The organism is Paenibacillus sp. Y930 (assembly GCF_056786375.1).
Genome location: NZ_JBXCIX010000008.1, coordinates 61,484 through 77,628, shown reverse-complemented (window position 1 = coordinate 77,628; position 16,145 = coordinate 61,484). Strand labels below are relative to the sequence as shown.

The 16,145-nt window shown below is 38.7% G+C and carries 13 protein-coding genes, 1 riboswitch and 1 other annotated feature (1 of these 15 cut by a window edge); of the genes, 8 read left to right on the top strand and 5 right to left on the bottom strand.

Annotation, left to right across the window (positions count from 1 at the left end):
- Positions 1-68: 68 nt before the first annotated feature.
- Positions 69-965 (bottom strand): LysR family transcriptional regulator, encoded by an 897-nt coding sequence (locus AC1TO5_RS18875; RefSeq protein ID WP_482064396.1) that lies wholly within the window; start codon positions 963-965, stop codon positions 69-71.
- Positions 966-1,304: 339 nt separating this feature from the next.
- On the opposite strand from AC1TO5_RS18875, the gene AC1TO5_RS18870 reads away from it, so the two are divergent.
- From AC1TO5_RS18870 to AC1TO5_RS18855, 4 genes are all read left to right on the top strand, one after another.
- Positions 1,305-1,976, top strand: coding sequence for a succinate dehydrogenase cytochrome b558 subunit (locus tag AC1TO5_RS18870; RefSeq protein WP_482064395.1), 672 nt, complete (start codon positions 1,305-1,307; stop codon positions 1,974-1,976).
- 23 nt (positions 1,977-1,999) lie between these two features.
- Positions 2,000-3,757, top strand: a complete 1,758-nt coding sequence (gene sdhA / locus AC1TO5_RS18865; protein WP_482064394.1) for a succinate dehydrogenase flavoprotein subunit — start codon at positions 2,000-2,002, stop codon at positions 3,755-3,757.
- Between the two features lie 2 nt (positions 3,758-3,759).
- Positions 3,760-4,524 carry a succinate dehydrogenase iron-sulfur subunit gene (gene sdhB, locus AC1TO5_RS18860; RefSeq protein ID WP_482064393.1) on the top strand — a complete coding sequence of 255 codons (765 nt, stop codon included), beginning with the start codon at positions 3,760-3,762 and terminating at the stop codon, positions 4,522-4,524.
- 803 nt (positions 4,525-5,327) lie between these two features.
- Entirely contained in the window at positions 5,328-7,196 is a 1,869-nt protein-coding gene (locus AC1TO5_RS18855) for an SLC13 family permease (protein WP_482064392.1), read from the top strand.
- A gap of 77 nt (positions 7,197-7,273) precedes the next feature.
- On the opposite strand, the gene AC1TO5_RS18850 is transcribed toward AC1TO5_RS18855, so the two are convergent.
- The 3 genes from AC1TO5_RS18850 to AC1TO5_RS18840 all read right to left on the bottom strand — a co-directional run bounded on the left by AC1TO5_RS18850 (position 7,274) and on the right by AC1TO5_RS18840 (position 9,645).
- Positions 7,274-7,585, bottom strand: a complete 312-nt coding sequence (locus AC1TO5_RS18850; protein ID WP_482064391.1) for a winged helix-turn-helix transcriptional regulator — start codon at positions 7,583-7,585, stop codon at positions 7,274-7,276.
- Between the two features lie 218 nt (positions 7,586-7,803).
- Entirely contained in the window at positions 7,804-8,640 is an 837-nt protein-coding gene (locus AC1TO5_RS18845) for a histidinol-phosphatase (RefSeq protein ID WP_482064390.1), read from the bottom strand.
- A 102-nt stretch (positions 8,641-8,742) separates the two neighbouring features.
- Positions 8,743-9,645 carry a LysR family transcriptional regulator gene (locus AC1TO5_RS18840; RefSeq protein WP_482064389.1) on the bottom strand — a complete coding sequence of 301 codons (903 nt, stop codon included), beginning with the start codon at positions 9,643-9,645 and terminating at the stop codon, positions 8,743-8,745.
- A 254-nt stretch (positions 9,646-9,899) separates the two neighbouring features.
- Between AC1TO5_RS18840 and AC1TO5_RS18835 the strand changes: the two genes are divergently transcribed.
- On the top strand, positions 9,900-10,700 hold the full coding sequence (locus AC1TO5_RS18835; RefSeq protein ID WP_482064388.1) for an AAA family ATPase: 801 nt from the start codon (positions 9,900-9,902) through the stop codon (positions 10,698-10,700).
- Positions 10,701-10,798: 98 nt separating this feature from the next.
- Here the strand turns inward: AC1TO5_RS18835 and corA are convergent, their stop codons facing one another.
- Positions 10,799-11,734, bottom strand: coding sequence for a magnesium/cobalt transporter CorA (corA, locus tag AC1TO5_RS18830; RefSeq protein ID WP_482064387.1), 936 nt, complete (start codon positions 11,732-11,734; stop codon positions 10,799-10,801).
- Between the two features lie 385 nt (positions 11,735-12,119).
- Positions 12,120-12,224: riboswitch (SAM riboswitch) on the top strand.
- A gap of 193 nt (positions 12,225-12,417) precedes the next feature.
- On the opposite strand from corA, the gene metA reads away from it, so the two are divergent.
- The 3 genes from metA to ytxC all read left to right on the top strand — a co-directional run bounded on the left by metA (position 12,418) and on the right by ytxC (position 15,889).
- A complete protein-coding gene (metA, locus tag AC1TO5_RS18825) occupies positions 12,418-13,335 on the top strand; it encodes a homoserine O-acetyltransferase MetA (protein WP_482064386.1) in 918 nt (305 codons plus the stop codon).
- 21 nt (positions 13,336-13,356) lie between these two features.
- Positions 13,357-14,511, top strand: coding sequence for a PLP-dependent transferase (locus AC1TO5_RS18820; RefSeq protein ID WP_482064385.1), 1,155 nt, complete (start codon positions 13,357-13,359; stop codon positions 14,509-14,511).
- A 421-nt stretch (positions 14,512-14,932) separates the two neighbouring features.
- The gene (gene ytxC / locus AC1TO5_RS18815) at positions 14,933-15,889 is read left to right on the top strand and encodes a sporulation protein YtxC (RefSeq protein ID WP_482064384.1); all 957 of its coding nucleotides are present in this window, start codon (positions 14,933-14,935) and stop codon (positions 15,887-15,889) included.
- A 94-nt stretch (positions 15,890-15,983) separates the two neighbouring features.
- Positions 15,984-16,145, top strand: a binding site (T-box leader) (it continues 74 nt past the right edge of the window).

Genomic DNA, 16,145 nt, shown 5'->3' with positions numbered 1-16,145 from the left:
ATGTACTCATTATACCGTGTACGCAGAATACAGTGTATACAATATATTCCAATTTGTTTATACGTTTATTACGCTTGACGATGATAAAAGGTTGCAATGTCTTGAATACAGTTTCTCACCGCTACATCCAATGTATTAGGATCTGCATGAATTAATGACGTCGTACGCTTAGTACCTTCCAGTTGTGGAATGGGATAAATATCTAGATCGTTATCAGCAATTAATTGCGGTCGCAAATACGACTTCGGTAACAGTGCACCTGCTCGGAATGTATGAAGCAAGCGTAGTATAGCTTCGAAAGAATCGATTTCCATTCTAATTTCAGGCGTTAATTGATACGCTTCAAACAATTCATCGATCAATAAGCGATACCATGTTCCTTTGGAAAATAAAATCATCGGAATATTATTCAGATCATGCACATCTAATTGTTTTGCTTCTGGAAGCATCAATGAACGAGGCATGACTAGAATAAGATGATCATCAAACAACGGGGTACACTGGACATAGGAATCATCTAGATGTGAGGCGATGACCGCAATATCAACTTTATGTTCCTTCACAAAACTAACGATTTCATGAGTTTTTCCAGTAATCGCTTTTATATCAATTTCAGGATGAGATTCTCGAAGCAGTGCAATGAGATCAGGTAACGTCGTTTGTAATGTCGTCAAACTTGCACCGATCGTAATCGAGCTTCTACCCGTTTCTTTGAATTCAGCAACTGTTTTTAGATATTTGAGGTACAGTCGTTCTTGTTCAATAGCATATTCAAAAGTAAGTTGTCCAATACGTGTTAACTCTAGTCGTTTTCCAATCCGCCTGAATAGTGGAGCTCCGAGTTCATGCTCTAGCTTTGAAACTTTTCGTGATAGTGCTGGCTGGGATAGATTAAGTGACTGAGCAGCTTTATTCATACTAGAGTGTTCCACGATACGTTTGAAAATATATAAAGCTTCATCCATTCTAATATACCTCCAACTGTTCATAACTAATACGTAAGCTTCCTGTTTGAAAAGTAATTCGGAAGCATTCGCGCCAATTTTTTAGAGCCTAATATAATACTTCTATTATAAAATTATAGATGAAATTATTCTCTTATGCAAATTTGTTATAAGCATTAATAATGAATATGCAATTCCATTATAAGCGAAAAAGGAGTACGATTAAACTATGGCAAAAATGTGTCATCATTTGCTATACCTATAGGTGATTGATTGACTAGCGCATATAGGTGGGGTAAAATGTGGGTTGATTTCATTGGATAAGTAAGCACTTACAGTTTGAAAGGAGAAAACAAAGAGATGAAGGGAAATAGTTATTTCTCTCGTAAGCTGCACTCACTACTAGGTATCATTCCACTAGGTGGATTTTTCGTAGTGCATGCTTTAACGAATTTCCAAGCTTTCGAGCGAGGACCAGAAGGATTTCAAAAAGGGGTAGGCTTAATTAATAGTTTACCATTATTGCCTGTACTTGAGTTTATATTGATCTATATCCCGCTATTATTCCATGGAATATATGGTTTATACGTAGCGTATCAATCGAACTCAAATCTAGGACGCTTTAAGTACGGACGAAATTGGGCATTTACAGCACAGCGTATTACAGGGGTAATTACCTTCGTATTCGTATTCTGGCATGTATATCAAACTCGTTTCCAAGTATACCTTGGATCAATTACACATGAGGAACTTGGATCAACGATGAATCATATCGCATCAAGTCCGCTTATGTTCGTATTATACGTAATTGGTGTGCTTGCTGCATCATTCCATTTTGCGAACGGCTTCTGGGCCTTCCTTATTAGCTGGGGAATTACAGTTGGTGAACGAGCTCAACGTATTTCTTCGAAAATTTGTATCGGTATTTTTGTAATTATCTCTGCGTTATTCATCTTATCTCTTGTTGCTTTCAGAGGCGACGAATTCAAAGAAGTGGCAGATGCCTACATGGCAGTGCGTTCAATTCTTTAGTATAGATCAAGGAGCGAATCGTAATGGCTAAAAATAAAATTATTGTCGTTGGTGGCGGTCTTGCTGGTCTAATGGCTACAATCAAAGCCGCTGAGGCTGGCACACATGTCGATCTATTCTCAATCGTTCCCGTAAAACGTTCACACTCTGTATGTGCACAAGGCGGTATTAACGGCGCTGTAAATACAAAAGGTGAAGGCGATTCTCCTTGGGAGCATTTTGATGATACCGTATATGGCGGTGACTTCCTAGCGAATCAACCACCAGTTAAAGCAATGTGTGATGCTGCACCTGGTATTATTCACTTAATGGACCGTATGGGCGTAATGTTCAGCCGTACATCAGAAGGCTTGCTAGATTTCCGACGTTTCGGTGGAACACAATATCACCGTACTGCATTTGCAGGTGCTACAACGGGTCAACAATTGTTATACGCACTAGATGAGCAAGTTCGTCGCTGGGAAGCAGCGGGACTTGTTACGAAATATGAGCACTGGGAATTCCTTGGTTCCGTTATTGATGATGACGGCGTATGTCGCGGTGTATCTGTTCAAGATTTACGTTCTATGGAAATTAGTACGGTGCGCGGTGATGCAGTTATTCTTGCATCAGGTGGTCCTGGTATTATTTTTGGGAAAACTACGAACTCCGTTATTAATACAGGAACTGCTGCAAGTGCGGTATATCAACAAGGTGTGAAATATGCGAATGGCGAGTTCATTCAAATTCACCCAACAGCAATTCCAGGTGATGATAAACTTCGCTTAATGAGTGAATCTGCTCGTGGTGAAGGCGGACGTATTTGGACATATAAAGACGGTAAACCTTGGTACTTCCTTGAAGAGAAATACCCTGCATATGGTAATCTAGTTCCTCGTGATATCGCAACTCGTGAAATCTTCAGCGTTTGTGTTGATGATAAATTAGGAATTAACGGCGAAAACATGGTTTACCTTGATCTATCTCATAAAGATCCTAAGGAACTTGATGTTAAGCTTGGTGGTATCATTGAAATCTACGAAAAATTCATGGGCGATGATCCTCGTAAAATACCGATGAAAATTTTCCCAGCAGTTCATTATTCAATGGGCGGTATGTGGGTAGATTATAATCAAATGACGAATATTCCTGGTCTATTTGCAGCAGGCGAATGTGACTATAATTATCATGGTGCTAACCGTCTTGGTGCTAACTCGCTATTATCAGCAATTTATGGTGGTATGGTTGCGGGACCAAAAGCAGTTGAATATATTAAAGGTCTTAATAAATCAGCAGAAGATATTTCCGCTTCTGTGTTTGAGAAAGCTACTCGTGAGCAAAAAGCGAAGTATGATCGTATTCTTGGTATGAATGGTACTGAAAATGCATACGTGCTTCACAAAGAGCTTGGCGAAGTGATGACTAATAATATGACCGTTGTTCGTTATAACGACAAGCTGGTAGAAACTATTCAAAAGATTAAAGAACTGAAACAACGTTATAACAATATCAACATTAATGATACTGCGAATTGGAATAATGCTGGTGTCGCATTTACTCGTCAATTATGGAATATGCTCGAGCTTTCTGAGGCGATGACATTAGGTGCATTGCAACGTAATGAATCGCGTGGTGCACATTACAAGCCTGAATTTACGGAACGTAATGATGAAGAATTCTTGAAAACGACAATTGCAGATTGGACTCCAGAAGGTCCGAAAATATCTTATGAAGAAGTTGACGTTAGCTTGATTAAACCTCGTACCCGTGACTATTCTGCAGGGAAGAAGAAAGGAGAATAACAATGGCTGAAACTACAGTAGCTACGAAAACTGTTACCTTTATTATTTCACGTCAGGATAAGCCAGACTCAGCAGCATATACGGAAACGTTCAAGATTCCTTATCGTCCTAATATGAATGTAATTAGTGCTCTAATGGAAATTCAACGTAACCCAGTAACTGCTGAAGGCAAGAACACTACACCAGTCATTTGGGATTCTAACTGTCTAGAAGAAGTATGTGGTGCTTGTTCTATGGTTATTAACGGAAAGCCTCGTCAAGCTTGTAGTGCGTTAATCGATCAACTAGAGCAGCCAGTAAGACTTGAGCCAATGCGTACTTTCCCAGTTATTCGCGATCTTGTTATTAATCGTGAAAGAATGTTCTCTGCTCTGAAAAAAGTTAAAGCATGGATTCCAATTGATGGAACGTATGATCTTGGTCCTGGACCGCGTATGGCAGAATCAGAACGTCAATGGGCATACGAATTATCTAAATGTATGACTTGTGGCGTATGTCTTGAAGCTTGCCCGAATGTGAATGATCGTAATAGCTTTATTGGACCGGCTGCGATTTCTCAAGTTCGTCTCTTCAACGTTCATCCTACTGGTGCGATGAATAAAGATGAGAGACTTGAGGCGCTAATGGAAGATGGCGGAATAGAAGGCTGTGGTAACTCACAGAACTGTGTTCGCTCTTGCCCGAAAGGGATTCCACTTACGACATCTATTGCTGCGATGAACCGCGATACTACTAAGCTATTATTCAAAAAATGGCTTGGTGTGTAGTTCGAGGTAGTTCAAAAAGCGGACTTTGATAACGATGAATATGCTAACGTAGCATATTCGACGTCGAATATGAAGCGAACTTGGAAAGTACGGTTCGCGTGTACGTAATCATGTACACTTGCGCTTCCGCCTTTCTCAAGTAGCGCTCCATCTTCTCGGCTTACGAAAGCCCACTTTTTGAACCTTTATTGGAACTTGAATATATTATTTTAAAAACGTCGGGATAGCAATCTATCCTGGCGTTTTTTATTTGGCTAGGCAACTAGCGAGCGTTGTACTATATTCAATCTCATATTATCATTGATAATCATTATCACATCGAGTTATTATTATATTACTGAAATTTGTATCGATTGTCAATGCTAAGGAGTGGTGACAAAGCAATGTTCTAGGAATCGGTCGGTGCAGCTTATTCCTCGCTCACTAGTAAACTCTGAGCATAATAATATCAATAGCGCACTAGTGTGTCCTCTTACAGCCTAATGTATTGGTTTTGAGCTAATTAGCGTACTGTGTATGTCGACGCGTATGCGCACTAGTGTGCCTAGTGCGTCGCACAAAGCTAAAAGTAGTTTAAATGTGCGTAACATGGAGCAACAGCTGTCAGAATGGAGTTATTCTTACAACATCAAATGTAGGCACAATAGCCACTCAAAGAAATTGTAGTATAGCAAAAACTTGCTTTACTCTAAACTAACCTGATATTAACCATCGCAGTGAAACTACTAATGTAATGAAAATCACAGTAAGCTCAAAGTGTAAGTGTTACTATATGTGGAGAGTGTGATAGAGGGGTGACCAGTTTGAATATAGATATGTTTTTAACATTAATAATATTGCTATTAGCATCGATCATGTTCGTCAGTGGAAAAATACGTTCAGACCTCGTAGCGATATGTGCGTTAAGCTTATTAGTTATTCTAAATATTCTTGATACTGGAGAAGCGTTAGCTGGCTTTGCAAGCTCTGTTGTCATTATGATGATTGGCCTATTTGTCGTTGGAGGAGCGATTTTTCAGACCGGCCTTGCCAAAATCGTCAGTGGAAAGTTATTGAATTTGGCAGGTACGAATGAGACAAGACTACTTATTACTATTATGCTATCGACCTCCTTTGTTGGGGCATTTATTAGTAATACAGGAACGATTGCAGTGATGCTGCCCATTGTTGTAAGTTTGGCTAATCAAGCGCAAGTAAGTACAAGACGACTACTTATGCCATTAGCATTTTCAGGTAGTTTAGGTGGAATGCTGACTTTAATTGGTAGCCCGCCGAATATGGTAGTAAGCGAAACATTAGAAAAAGCTGGATTTAAAGAGATTAGCTTTTTTGGATTTGCACCAACGGGTGTCATCTGTCTTGTTGCGGGAACATTACTTATTATATTTTTCAGTAAAGTAGTCCTGAAAGGGAAAAGTAAAGGTAGCTCGAAAAAGAAAAAAGAGCGTTCATTAGATGAACTAGCCGAGCAGTATAGCCTGGCGCAAAATTTATATCGAATGCAATTGGGTGAAGGCTCACCGATGCTCGAGAAGACGCTGAAGGAGCTTTCGTTGGTAAGTTTATATCATGTACATATTAATGAGGTTAGACGCCGCCAATCTCACAAAAACCCGTTTTTCAAAACGATTAATCAGGAAATGGCCGGTCCAGAAACTAGATTACATATGAATGATATTATATATGTTAGCGGTCATTACGAAGAGATTGAACGATTTGCAAAGCATCAGAAGCTGACAATTATTAGTGATGATATTGTGGAGAAGGACTCTGCAGCAGTGCTTGAACAGTTAACAACATCCGAAATTGGCATTGCCGAAATACTTATCCCTTCTAATTCTCGTCATATTAATCAATTGGTGAAGCATTCGGGCTTTCGCGAAAACTACAATGTTAACATCCTTGGTATACAGCGTAAAGGAACGTATTTGCTAAATGAATTGAAGGAAGAGAAAATAAGATCAGGCGATGCGATTTTAATTCAAGGGGAATGGAAACATATTGCACGATTATCTCTAGAGCATGAAGATGTTGTTGTCGTTGGTCAACCGGCCCAGGAAGCTGCGAATATACCATTGATACATAAGGCGCCTATTGCTGCTCTAATTATGGTGCTCATGATTGTCGGAATGATTATTAATATTGTACCTGCCGTTGTATGTGTGATGATCGCTGCAATAATGATGGTCGTTACAGGATGTTTGTCTAATATGGAATCAGCTTATAAGACAGTTAACTGGGAAAGTATTGTACTTATTGGCGCAATGATTCCGATGTCTACAGCAATTGAAAAGACAGGTGCAGCAGCCTTATTATCAGAAAAGCTTGTTATTGGGCTAGGAGGCTATGGTCCGTTAGTATTGCTTGCAGGAGTATATTTTGCAACATCATTGATGACGTTATTTGTAAGTAATACAGCGTGCGCTGTGCTGTTTGCTCCAATTGCCTTATCGGCGGCTGTAGCGCTTGACGTCAATCCTCTTCCATTTATGTTAGCAGTATCGATCGGAGCTAGTATGTGCTTTGCTGTGCCGTTCTCAACGCCACCGAACGCGCTTGTCATGGGGGTAGGTAAGTATAAGTTTATGGATTATATTAAAGTGGGTTTACCGGTGCAGATTTTGCTGGGGGTTGTAATGGTCTTCGCAATACCATTAATCTATCCATTTTGAGCGGTAGCTCAAAATGTCCATACAAACAAGAGCTGGATTAAAGGAATCATTGATTCCTCTAATCCAGCTCTATTTGCTTAGCCTATCCATTTCTCTGCCCATTGTTGAATGGCACAGATGACAGGTTCTAAATCTCGACCTTTTTCAGTCAGTTCATATTCAATACGTACAGGCATTTCAGGATATACATTGCGAACAACGACACCAGAACATTCTAACTCCTTCATGCGATCGGTAAGCATCTTGTCGCTCATTTCTGGAATTTGTTCCTTTATATCTTTGAAACGTTTAGGTCCGCCGAGTAAAACATGAATGATCCTACCGGTCCACTTTTTTCCTAGTAAGTCCGCAGCACTTTCATACCGTGGACACATTACTGAATAGTCCATCCGTATCACCTTCCTTAACAATTATTGTAGCATACAAACTAAAAAAAAGTAAGTACCTATGGCAAAGTAGGTTGACGGTCAATACTGGAGTAATCAAATATCTAGTCAAAATAATGCGCATGAAAAAACCTCTCCCACTTAACAATATTGTAAGTTAGAAAGGTAATTGATAAAAATTATATTATAGAACATAACAATATGAGCTAGCTACAAAAATATTATAAGGCTACCTCAATAGCTTGACGATTTTTATAGTAAACCCAGCTACGATAGCCGATGTCTTTTAAACGGTTTGCCACTTCATCGAAATCATCACCAATGCGCTTAGGAGTATGAGCATCAGAACCGAACGTTACCTTCACACCATAATGATATGCCCTTGCCAAAATATCATCGGAAGGATACCAGCCACCAACATCTTTGGTGCTGCCTGACGTATTAATTTCAATTGAAACATTACAATCAGCGATGACTTGCAATGTTTCATCTATTTTATTATAAGCAGGGATATCAGAAAATGGTGGATAGTAGCCTTTCATAGCATCGATATGACCAAGAATTTGGAATAGTCCACTGCGAGCAGATTGAGCAATAAGATCATAGTAAAGCTCTTTCGTCTCGATTTTTTCTTGATCGGTTAAATTTTTCCAACGATTTCTGTTAAAGATACTTACTCCAGCTACTTGGTGCACGGAGCCAATGACATAGTCGAAAGGTACTTCATTCAAGGCTGTTTCATACACAGTTGTATGTTGTGGGAAGAAATCAGATTCGATCCCTAGTAATACATCAATTTGACCTTCGTATTTCTGTTTTAACGATTGTACCTCTGTAATATAATTGTTAAATTCGCTTCTAGCCATCGCAATACCTGGGAATGGCTGATCATCATCGTGTGCGAAGTAAGGCGTATGATCTGAAATACCAACAGCTTGAAAGCCTTGTGCGATTGCAGATTGAATATAATCCTCAATTACTCCATCAGCATGCCCACAACGGTTATGATGGGTGTGAAGATCGAATTTAACACGGCTGCTATTATCAAATGTACTCATTTGCAATCCTCCTACAACTTTTCATTTGCTTCTTGTAATGCTTCCTTGAGTTGAAAAGTACATCCTCATCGTTATCAAAGGCTGTTTATTGAACTACCCTATCTACTCTGCATTCATAAATTGATACTCTGGCATACCCTTCAAATCGCTTAAAAATTGCTGCATCGCTGAATTAATATATCGTCCTGATTTGTAGACTACACCTACAGGATGTGTAGCAACAAGCTCTTCTACTCTAATTATTTTAATAGTACCTAACTTACGTTCTTGTTCAATTGCTAGTTTAGATACAATTGCAGCGCCGAGATTAATTTCAACCATTCGTTTAACTTCTTCGCTACTGGACAATTCCATTATTATATTAGGAGTCAGGCGGCAATCTTTACATATTTGATCAACGAAACGTCTTCCTAAAGTATCAGGTGCAAGCATAATCAATGGGACATGCTGCAGCTGATCCATCGTAATGAAATCGTATTGGCTCAATGGATTTTCAGGGGATACAATCAATTCAAATGTATCATAATAAAGAATTGAGGAAGTTATATTTGTGTTTTTTTCAGTTAAGTAAGTAATACCAATGTCTACGCTACCATTATCTACACTAGTCATAACTTGGGAAGATGGCATCGTATGAATGGTTGTTTTGATTAGTGGGTATTGATTTTTAAAATAGGATAGTACTCTAGGTAACACTTGAACTGCGATAGATGCTGTTGTACCTAAAATAATATGACCCTGCGGATTATCGTTAAGATCTGAAAGTCTTTGTTTTAAGTCATCAACAATCGAGAGCATTCGTTCAGCATGATCAAGAAATACTTGTCCATGTTCAGTTAAAGTGACGGGTTGATTACGATCAATCAAAATCGTATTGAATTCTTCTTCTAAGCTTTTGATTTGTGCCGAGACAGCTGGCTGAGTCAAATTCAAAAGTTCACCAGCTTTTCGAAAACTCATCGTTTTCGAAATTGTAAGTAAGGTTTCTAGCTGACTAATATTCAATTTTCGCCAATCCCCCTTCTCGAATAGTTCAACTCGATGGAGCTATCCTCTATTATAGCGAATACAAGCTCAATGGGCAAAAAAAATTGAGTAACTATCCCTTTTTTCGATTTTTTTGTGAAATTGCACCTAGAATAAAAAGTGGACACTACTTAGAGTTACACAGATAATATACTTATCAAAACAAAGTGGTATCTACTCATGAACAAGCCAAAAATACGCAAAAAACTTTTGAAATAAAAGGGGATTCTTACATGATATATTTGAACAGCTTCAAGCTTTCTTCCGTAATCGAGCGTAATCCAAATGTTTACCCCTATCGTGTGTTTAACAATAACGCTGGTGAAGTATTTATATTTGATAAAATAACGGTGATTTATGGAAATAATGGATCAGGTAAGTCTACCTTACTTAATTTGATAGCTAACAAATTGAATATGAAGGGAAGTGAGCATTTATCCGATCATAAGTATTACAACAACTTTATGGCGGAATGCTCATTTTCCTTAACTGATAATGGAAATGCTCATAATCAGCAGCTAATACCTGACGATAGTCTTTATATGAAAAGTGAAGATATTTTGTATGAGATCAAAAAAATTCAACAAGAAGCTGTTTTAAGAGAGGGTTATTTGTATGAGCATTCTAAACTAGGATATACGAAGGAACAGATAGAGCAATTAAAGCAATCAGCACAAATGAACAAACGAATTGAAATTATGAAATTTGCCAATGAAAAATATTCTAATGGAGAAACCTCTATGCAAATGTTCGATCAATATTTAGTACCAGATGCACTATATTTGCTCGATGAGCCTGAAACATCACTTTCTCCTGCTAATCAGATTAAGCTTTGTGAAGAAATTAATCAGCTAGCTAGATATTTTAACTGTCAGTTTATCATTGCTAGCCATTCCCCCTTTATGTTAGGTACTCTTGATGCGAAAATCTATAATATGGATGCGCCAAGCTTGAAAACATCACAATGGTATGAACTTGAAAATGTACGTTTCTTTTATGAGTTTTTTCAAAGTCGTAATCATATGTTTAAGTAATTGCATAGGTGCTGTACTTATGACAACAAAAACCTCCTTAAGTAGCTGATAGACAAGTAATCAGAGACTTAAGGAGGTCGTTGGCTAAAGTGTAGTATTTACAACCATTCTTTTTTGCGGAAAATAAAGTACATCCCAATTCCGAGCGTAATCATAATACCTAATATGACATAAGCGCCGTATTTAAAGTGAATGCCTGGGATTGAATCGAAGTTCATTCCATATATACCAGTAATAAAAGTTAGCGGCATGAAAATCGTTGTAATTGCAGTAAATACTCTCATAATTTCATTGGCTCTGCTAGATAGGGAGGATTGATAAGCCTCTCGTAAGTTACCCATTAGATCGCGATACGTATCGAAAGACTCAGCAATTTTCAATGCATTTTCATATACGTCACTGAAATATTTTTGTAGTTGGTCATCAATTAATTTAAGTTCTTTTTTTATTAAAGTAGCGATTAGCTCGCGTTGTGGACCAAGTACTTTTTTCAACCACAGAATTTCACTGCGTAAGCCGATAATCTCATTCAAATGAGATTTTTTGGTATGCATCAATATATCTTCTTCAAGTACCTCGATACGAAGCTCAATACGATCACCAACAAGTGCATAATTATCAATAACTAAATCGACCAAGTGATAAAGAAATTGATCGGGTCTTGTTACTTCTTGCTCCCAAAGGATGGGCTTTAACGTACGCAACTCATTAATTTTTTGCTTCGTTACTGTAATAATAAAATGTTTACCAAGGAAAATATTAAGGGCACGCAGGAAAAATTCCTCATCATCGAAACGAAGGCTATTGATTACGATAAAATAATGACTTTCATAAATTTCGATTTTCGGGCGTTGCTCTTCTTCATTCAAACAGTCTTCTACTGCAAGATCATGCATGCCGAACAATGGCTGCAAGACGACAAGATCGTCGACATCTGCATCAATCCAGTAGAAACCTTCGTTAGGAGGTATTAAAGTATCCTCAATATTTTTTATTAAATCAAAATTTCCGCTTTTAACATGTCTAATTTTCATAATAGTTCTCCTTCCTGTCTGGAGGAGCTACACAAATTACGAGGTTGCTTACAATGTCATCATCTATATTTAGTAGCAAAGCAGCTGTGGGTATAGAGAAGAGCAACAATCGTTAGCAAGCTTTAATGGTAGCATCCCAATATGAAATTGCCAGGGACTTGGTCGATCATCGTCCATCTAAGCCACACACTCCTTTGCCTCATTAATAATAAAATTGCTTTATACTCGAAAAGTCCATGAATCCTTGTCTAGTATACTCTGATGTGTCCGAATCATACAATATAAATTTGCTATAAAATATAAAAAATGATTGAATATCAGGTTATTGACGTAACTCTCATAATGCTATAAAGTATTGGTAATAGTAAAAATTGAATATGCTACTTTCTTATCAAGAGCAGGCGGAGGGAAAAGCCCTATGAAGCCCGGCAACCGACAGTTATGCACGGTGCTAATTCTTGCGGAAGCTTTAGTTTCTGGGAGATGAGAGAGAGGTTCCGATATATAGGCCTTTTCTCATTACAGAATGGTCTTTTTTTTGCGTCCGTTTAGACAAAAATGGTGTGCTTTTCATTGCAAGAAGTATATCAAGCTGACATGAAAAGTTGGGACTATGCTTTCGATGTACTTTTCATTGCAAGAAGTATATCAAGCTGACATGAAAAGTTGGAGGAGTGAGTGTTATGCCAATCAAGATTCCCGATTCTCTACCGGCCAAGGAAGTTTTAACAAGTGAGAATATTTTTACGATGGATGAAAGTATTGCCTACAAACAAGATATTCGACCATTGCGAATTGTGATCCTTAATTTGATGCCGACCAAAGAAACAACTGAAACTCAATTGTTGCGTTTGATTGGTAATACGCCACTACAGGTTGAAGCTGTGTTGTTACACCCCAAAACTCATACATCTAAGAATACATCATCCGACCATCTAACAAGCTTTTACAAAACATTTGATGAGATTGAACATCAATATTTTGATGGGATGATCATCACTGGTGCGCCTGTAGAAAATCTACCTTTTGAAGAAGTGAACTATTGGGAAGAGTTAACGCAAATTATGGACTGGAGTAAAATACATGTTACTTCTACTTTCCATATTTGTTGGGCAGCACAAGCTGGCCTTTATTATCACTACGGAGTGCCCAAATATCAGCTTGATGAGAAAATGTTCGGAGTGTATCCTCATACATTAAGTACGCGCAATGTTCCACTGCTTCGTGGATTTGATGAAATGTTTTTCGTGCCCCAATCACGTCATACGGAAGTGCGTCGTGAAGATATTGAAAAGATCGAAGATCTTGAAGTTTGGTCAGAATCGGAAGATTCCGGGATATATATTGTTGCTTCCAAGGGAGGCAAGCAGATTTTCGTAACAGGTCATTCTGAATATGATCCTGCTTCATTAAAATTCGAATATGATCGCGATAAAGAAAAAGGTCTTGAGATAGAGGTTCCGAAAAACTATTTCCCGGGAGATAACCCAGATCGTACACCGATCTCTACGTGGAGAGCGCATGCTAATTTATTATACTCAAATTGGTTGAATTATTATGTTTACCAACTTACGCCTTACGAATTAGGCGCAGGGATATAGAGGAATAGGGGCGAGTATTTCATGAAAATCGAAAGTCGTTTGGCACAAATTGGTTCACAAAAAGATACAGTAACGGGAGCTGTAAGCTTTCCCATTTATCAGGCAACGGCATTTCGTCATCCAGCGCTAGGTGAAAGCACTGGCTTTGATTATGCAAGAACGAAAAGCCCTACACGTTCCGTATTAGAGGAAGCAGTAGCGGAATTGGAATCTGGAGATGCGGCTTTTGCTTGTAGCTCGGGTATGGCAGCTCTTCAAACAATCTTTGCTTATTTCAGTTCAGGTGATCATCTTATCGTATCTCTTGATCTATATGGTGGCACATATCGTCTTTTGGAGCGTGTTATGTCTCGCTTTGGTGTAACTGCAACCTATGTAGATACGAATAGCTTAGATGATTTGCAATCCAGCCTACTGACTAATACGAAAGCAGTATTAATTGAAACGCCAACTAATCCATTAATGATGGTGACCGATATTGAGAAGGTAACGACTTGGGCGAAGGCGAACGGTCTACTTACGATTGTGGATAATACATTACTTACGCCATACTATCAACGACCGATCGAGCTTGGTGCAGATATCGTTATTCATAGTGCGACGAAGTATTTGGGTGGTCATAATGATGTGCTTGCAGGTCTTATTATTACGAAGGGCGAGGCATTGTCAGCGGAGATGGCTTTTCTGCATAATTCCATAGGCGCCGTACTTGGACCGCAGGATTCATTTTTACTTGCTAGAGGGATGAAAACTTTAGCATTGCGGATGGAACGCCATCAAGCGAATGCGACAGCCATTGCGAATCATTTGGTCACTCATCCTGCAATATCAGAGGTGTTCTATCCGGCTCTCGCAACTCATCCTGGACATGATATTCAGAATAAGCAAGCGTCTGGTAATACTGGGATATTCTCATTCAAAGTGAAGGATGCACGTTATGTAGCTCCAATACTACGACATGTGAAGTTGATTGCATTTGCAGAAAGTCTTGGTGGAGTAGAGTCGCTAATGACATACCCTGCTGTGCAAACTCATGCGGATATCCCACTGGAAATCCGTCAAGCGATTGGCGTCGATGATCGCTTGCTGCGATTCTCTGTTGGGATTGAGCATGTGGAGGATCTGATCGCAGACCTAGATCAAGCACTAGCAGCTGCTGTAGAGGAAGTTCAATAAGCGGACTTTGATAACGATGCGTATGCTAACGTAGGTTATTCGACATCGAATATGAAGCGAACTTGGAAAGTACGGTTCGCGTGTACCAATAACGTACACTTGCGCTTCCGCCTTTCTCAAGTAGCGCGTCATCTTCTCGGTTCTGAAAGCCCGCTTTTTGAACCTATATTTAAAGTTTCGGGCATTTGACCGCTCGTGTACTCGTACCGTACACATTGCTGGGTTTTGTTACAGTGTTTGTACCAATATTATGAAATGTATGGGCTGTATTGCTTGTAAACTGTGAAGTTTACTGGCTGTACAGCTTTTTTTGTTTTTATGCGTACAAGGTTTATATAATTTATTGTATGTATGCCAAACTCTTCCCTGTATATACAGTGTCCACTGACCATATACTTTAGGGGAGAAAGGAGTGATCATATTGAGTATACTAACGATTTACTTCCCCAGTCATCGAGAGCAGCATTTGCAACCGCTAATTCACCAGATTAATGAGCAACTGTTGACCTATATACATAATACTGACCAACGGAAGAAGCGCGACCGACAACAAGTTATCGCATTACCAATCCAATTGGAGGTAGATATGGTAAGTAAGAAGCTGACATTTGTTGCCCAAATGCCGCAGTTTCAGCTATTGCTGCATGGACCGATGCTTTATCAATTAGTATCCAAATTATTAGGTCGCTTTATTGTTGAGCACTTTGAGGAAAATCTGATCCGATTATTACTCCAACAACGCTGTGAGAAGAACAATATTAAGCCTGCTACGGTTGAACAATATGCTTATAATATTTTGAATAATGACCCTTGGGAGCCACTTGGAAAGAAATTTACGGAGGAAGACCGACAACGTAGAGCTAATAAAATTGCTGAAGAGCTTAATCAACATCTAGAGATTAATTCGGAGCTACATCTCGATGGTTATGTTGCATTTCGAATGCATAGCTACAAACGTGAATTGAAAGAAGTTATCGAATATGCGCTGGATGAATATATACTTGATCAGCAGTACGAAGAATTTATGATGTTATTGAAATATTTTGTACAGCTTCAGGAGACCCGGATAGACATTGTACATTTAGTGCAACAAAATGGAAATAGCTTTATACTCTGTGATGATACTATGCAGCCTTTAGAAATAAAGCAAGAGAATGATCGGATTGTTGCTGAGATGCTGGAGACTGAGATTAATATTGAAGATATTGTAATTAGCTCATTAATATCTGTTTCACCGCAAAAAATTATGATTCATGCTAAGCATCATGACTATCAAGTTATTCGTACTGTTAAGACAATTTTCGGTGATCGTACTCAAGTATGCACAACATGCCCCATGTGTCGTAGTAATCAAGAAGAGATTATTCCGTTCCAATAGCTACTGAAGTTGTACGCACCTTGACGAAAAGGATTGTAATATTTATAATGTTGAATATACGAAGAACATTTCGCGATGTTCTTACTACTTATAAGCAATAGCAATGACGAAGACAAGCAACTATGCCGCACAGGCTCAGAGATAGGAAACTAGGCTGAAATTTCCTTCCATGATGCACTTAGCTGTACCACTTCTTAGCTGTATAGCAGAACGTTCTTACGAACGAAGTAAGTTATACCGGATATCTCCGTTATCA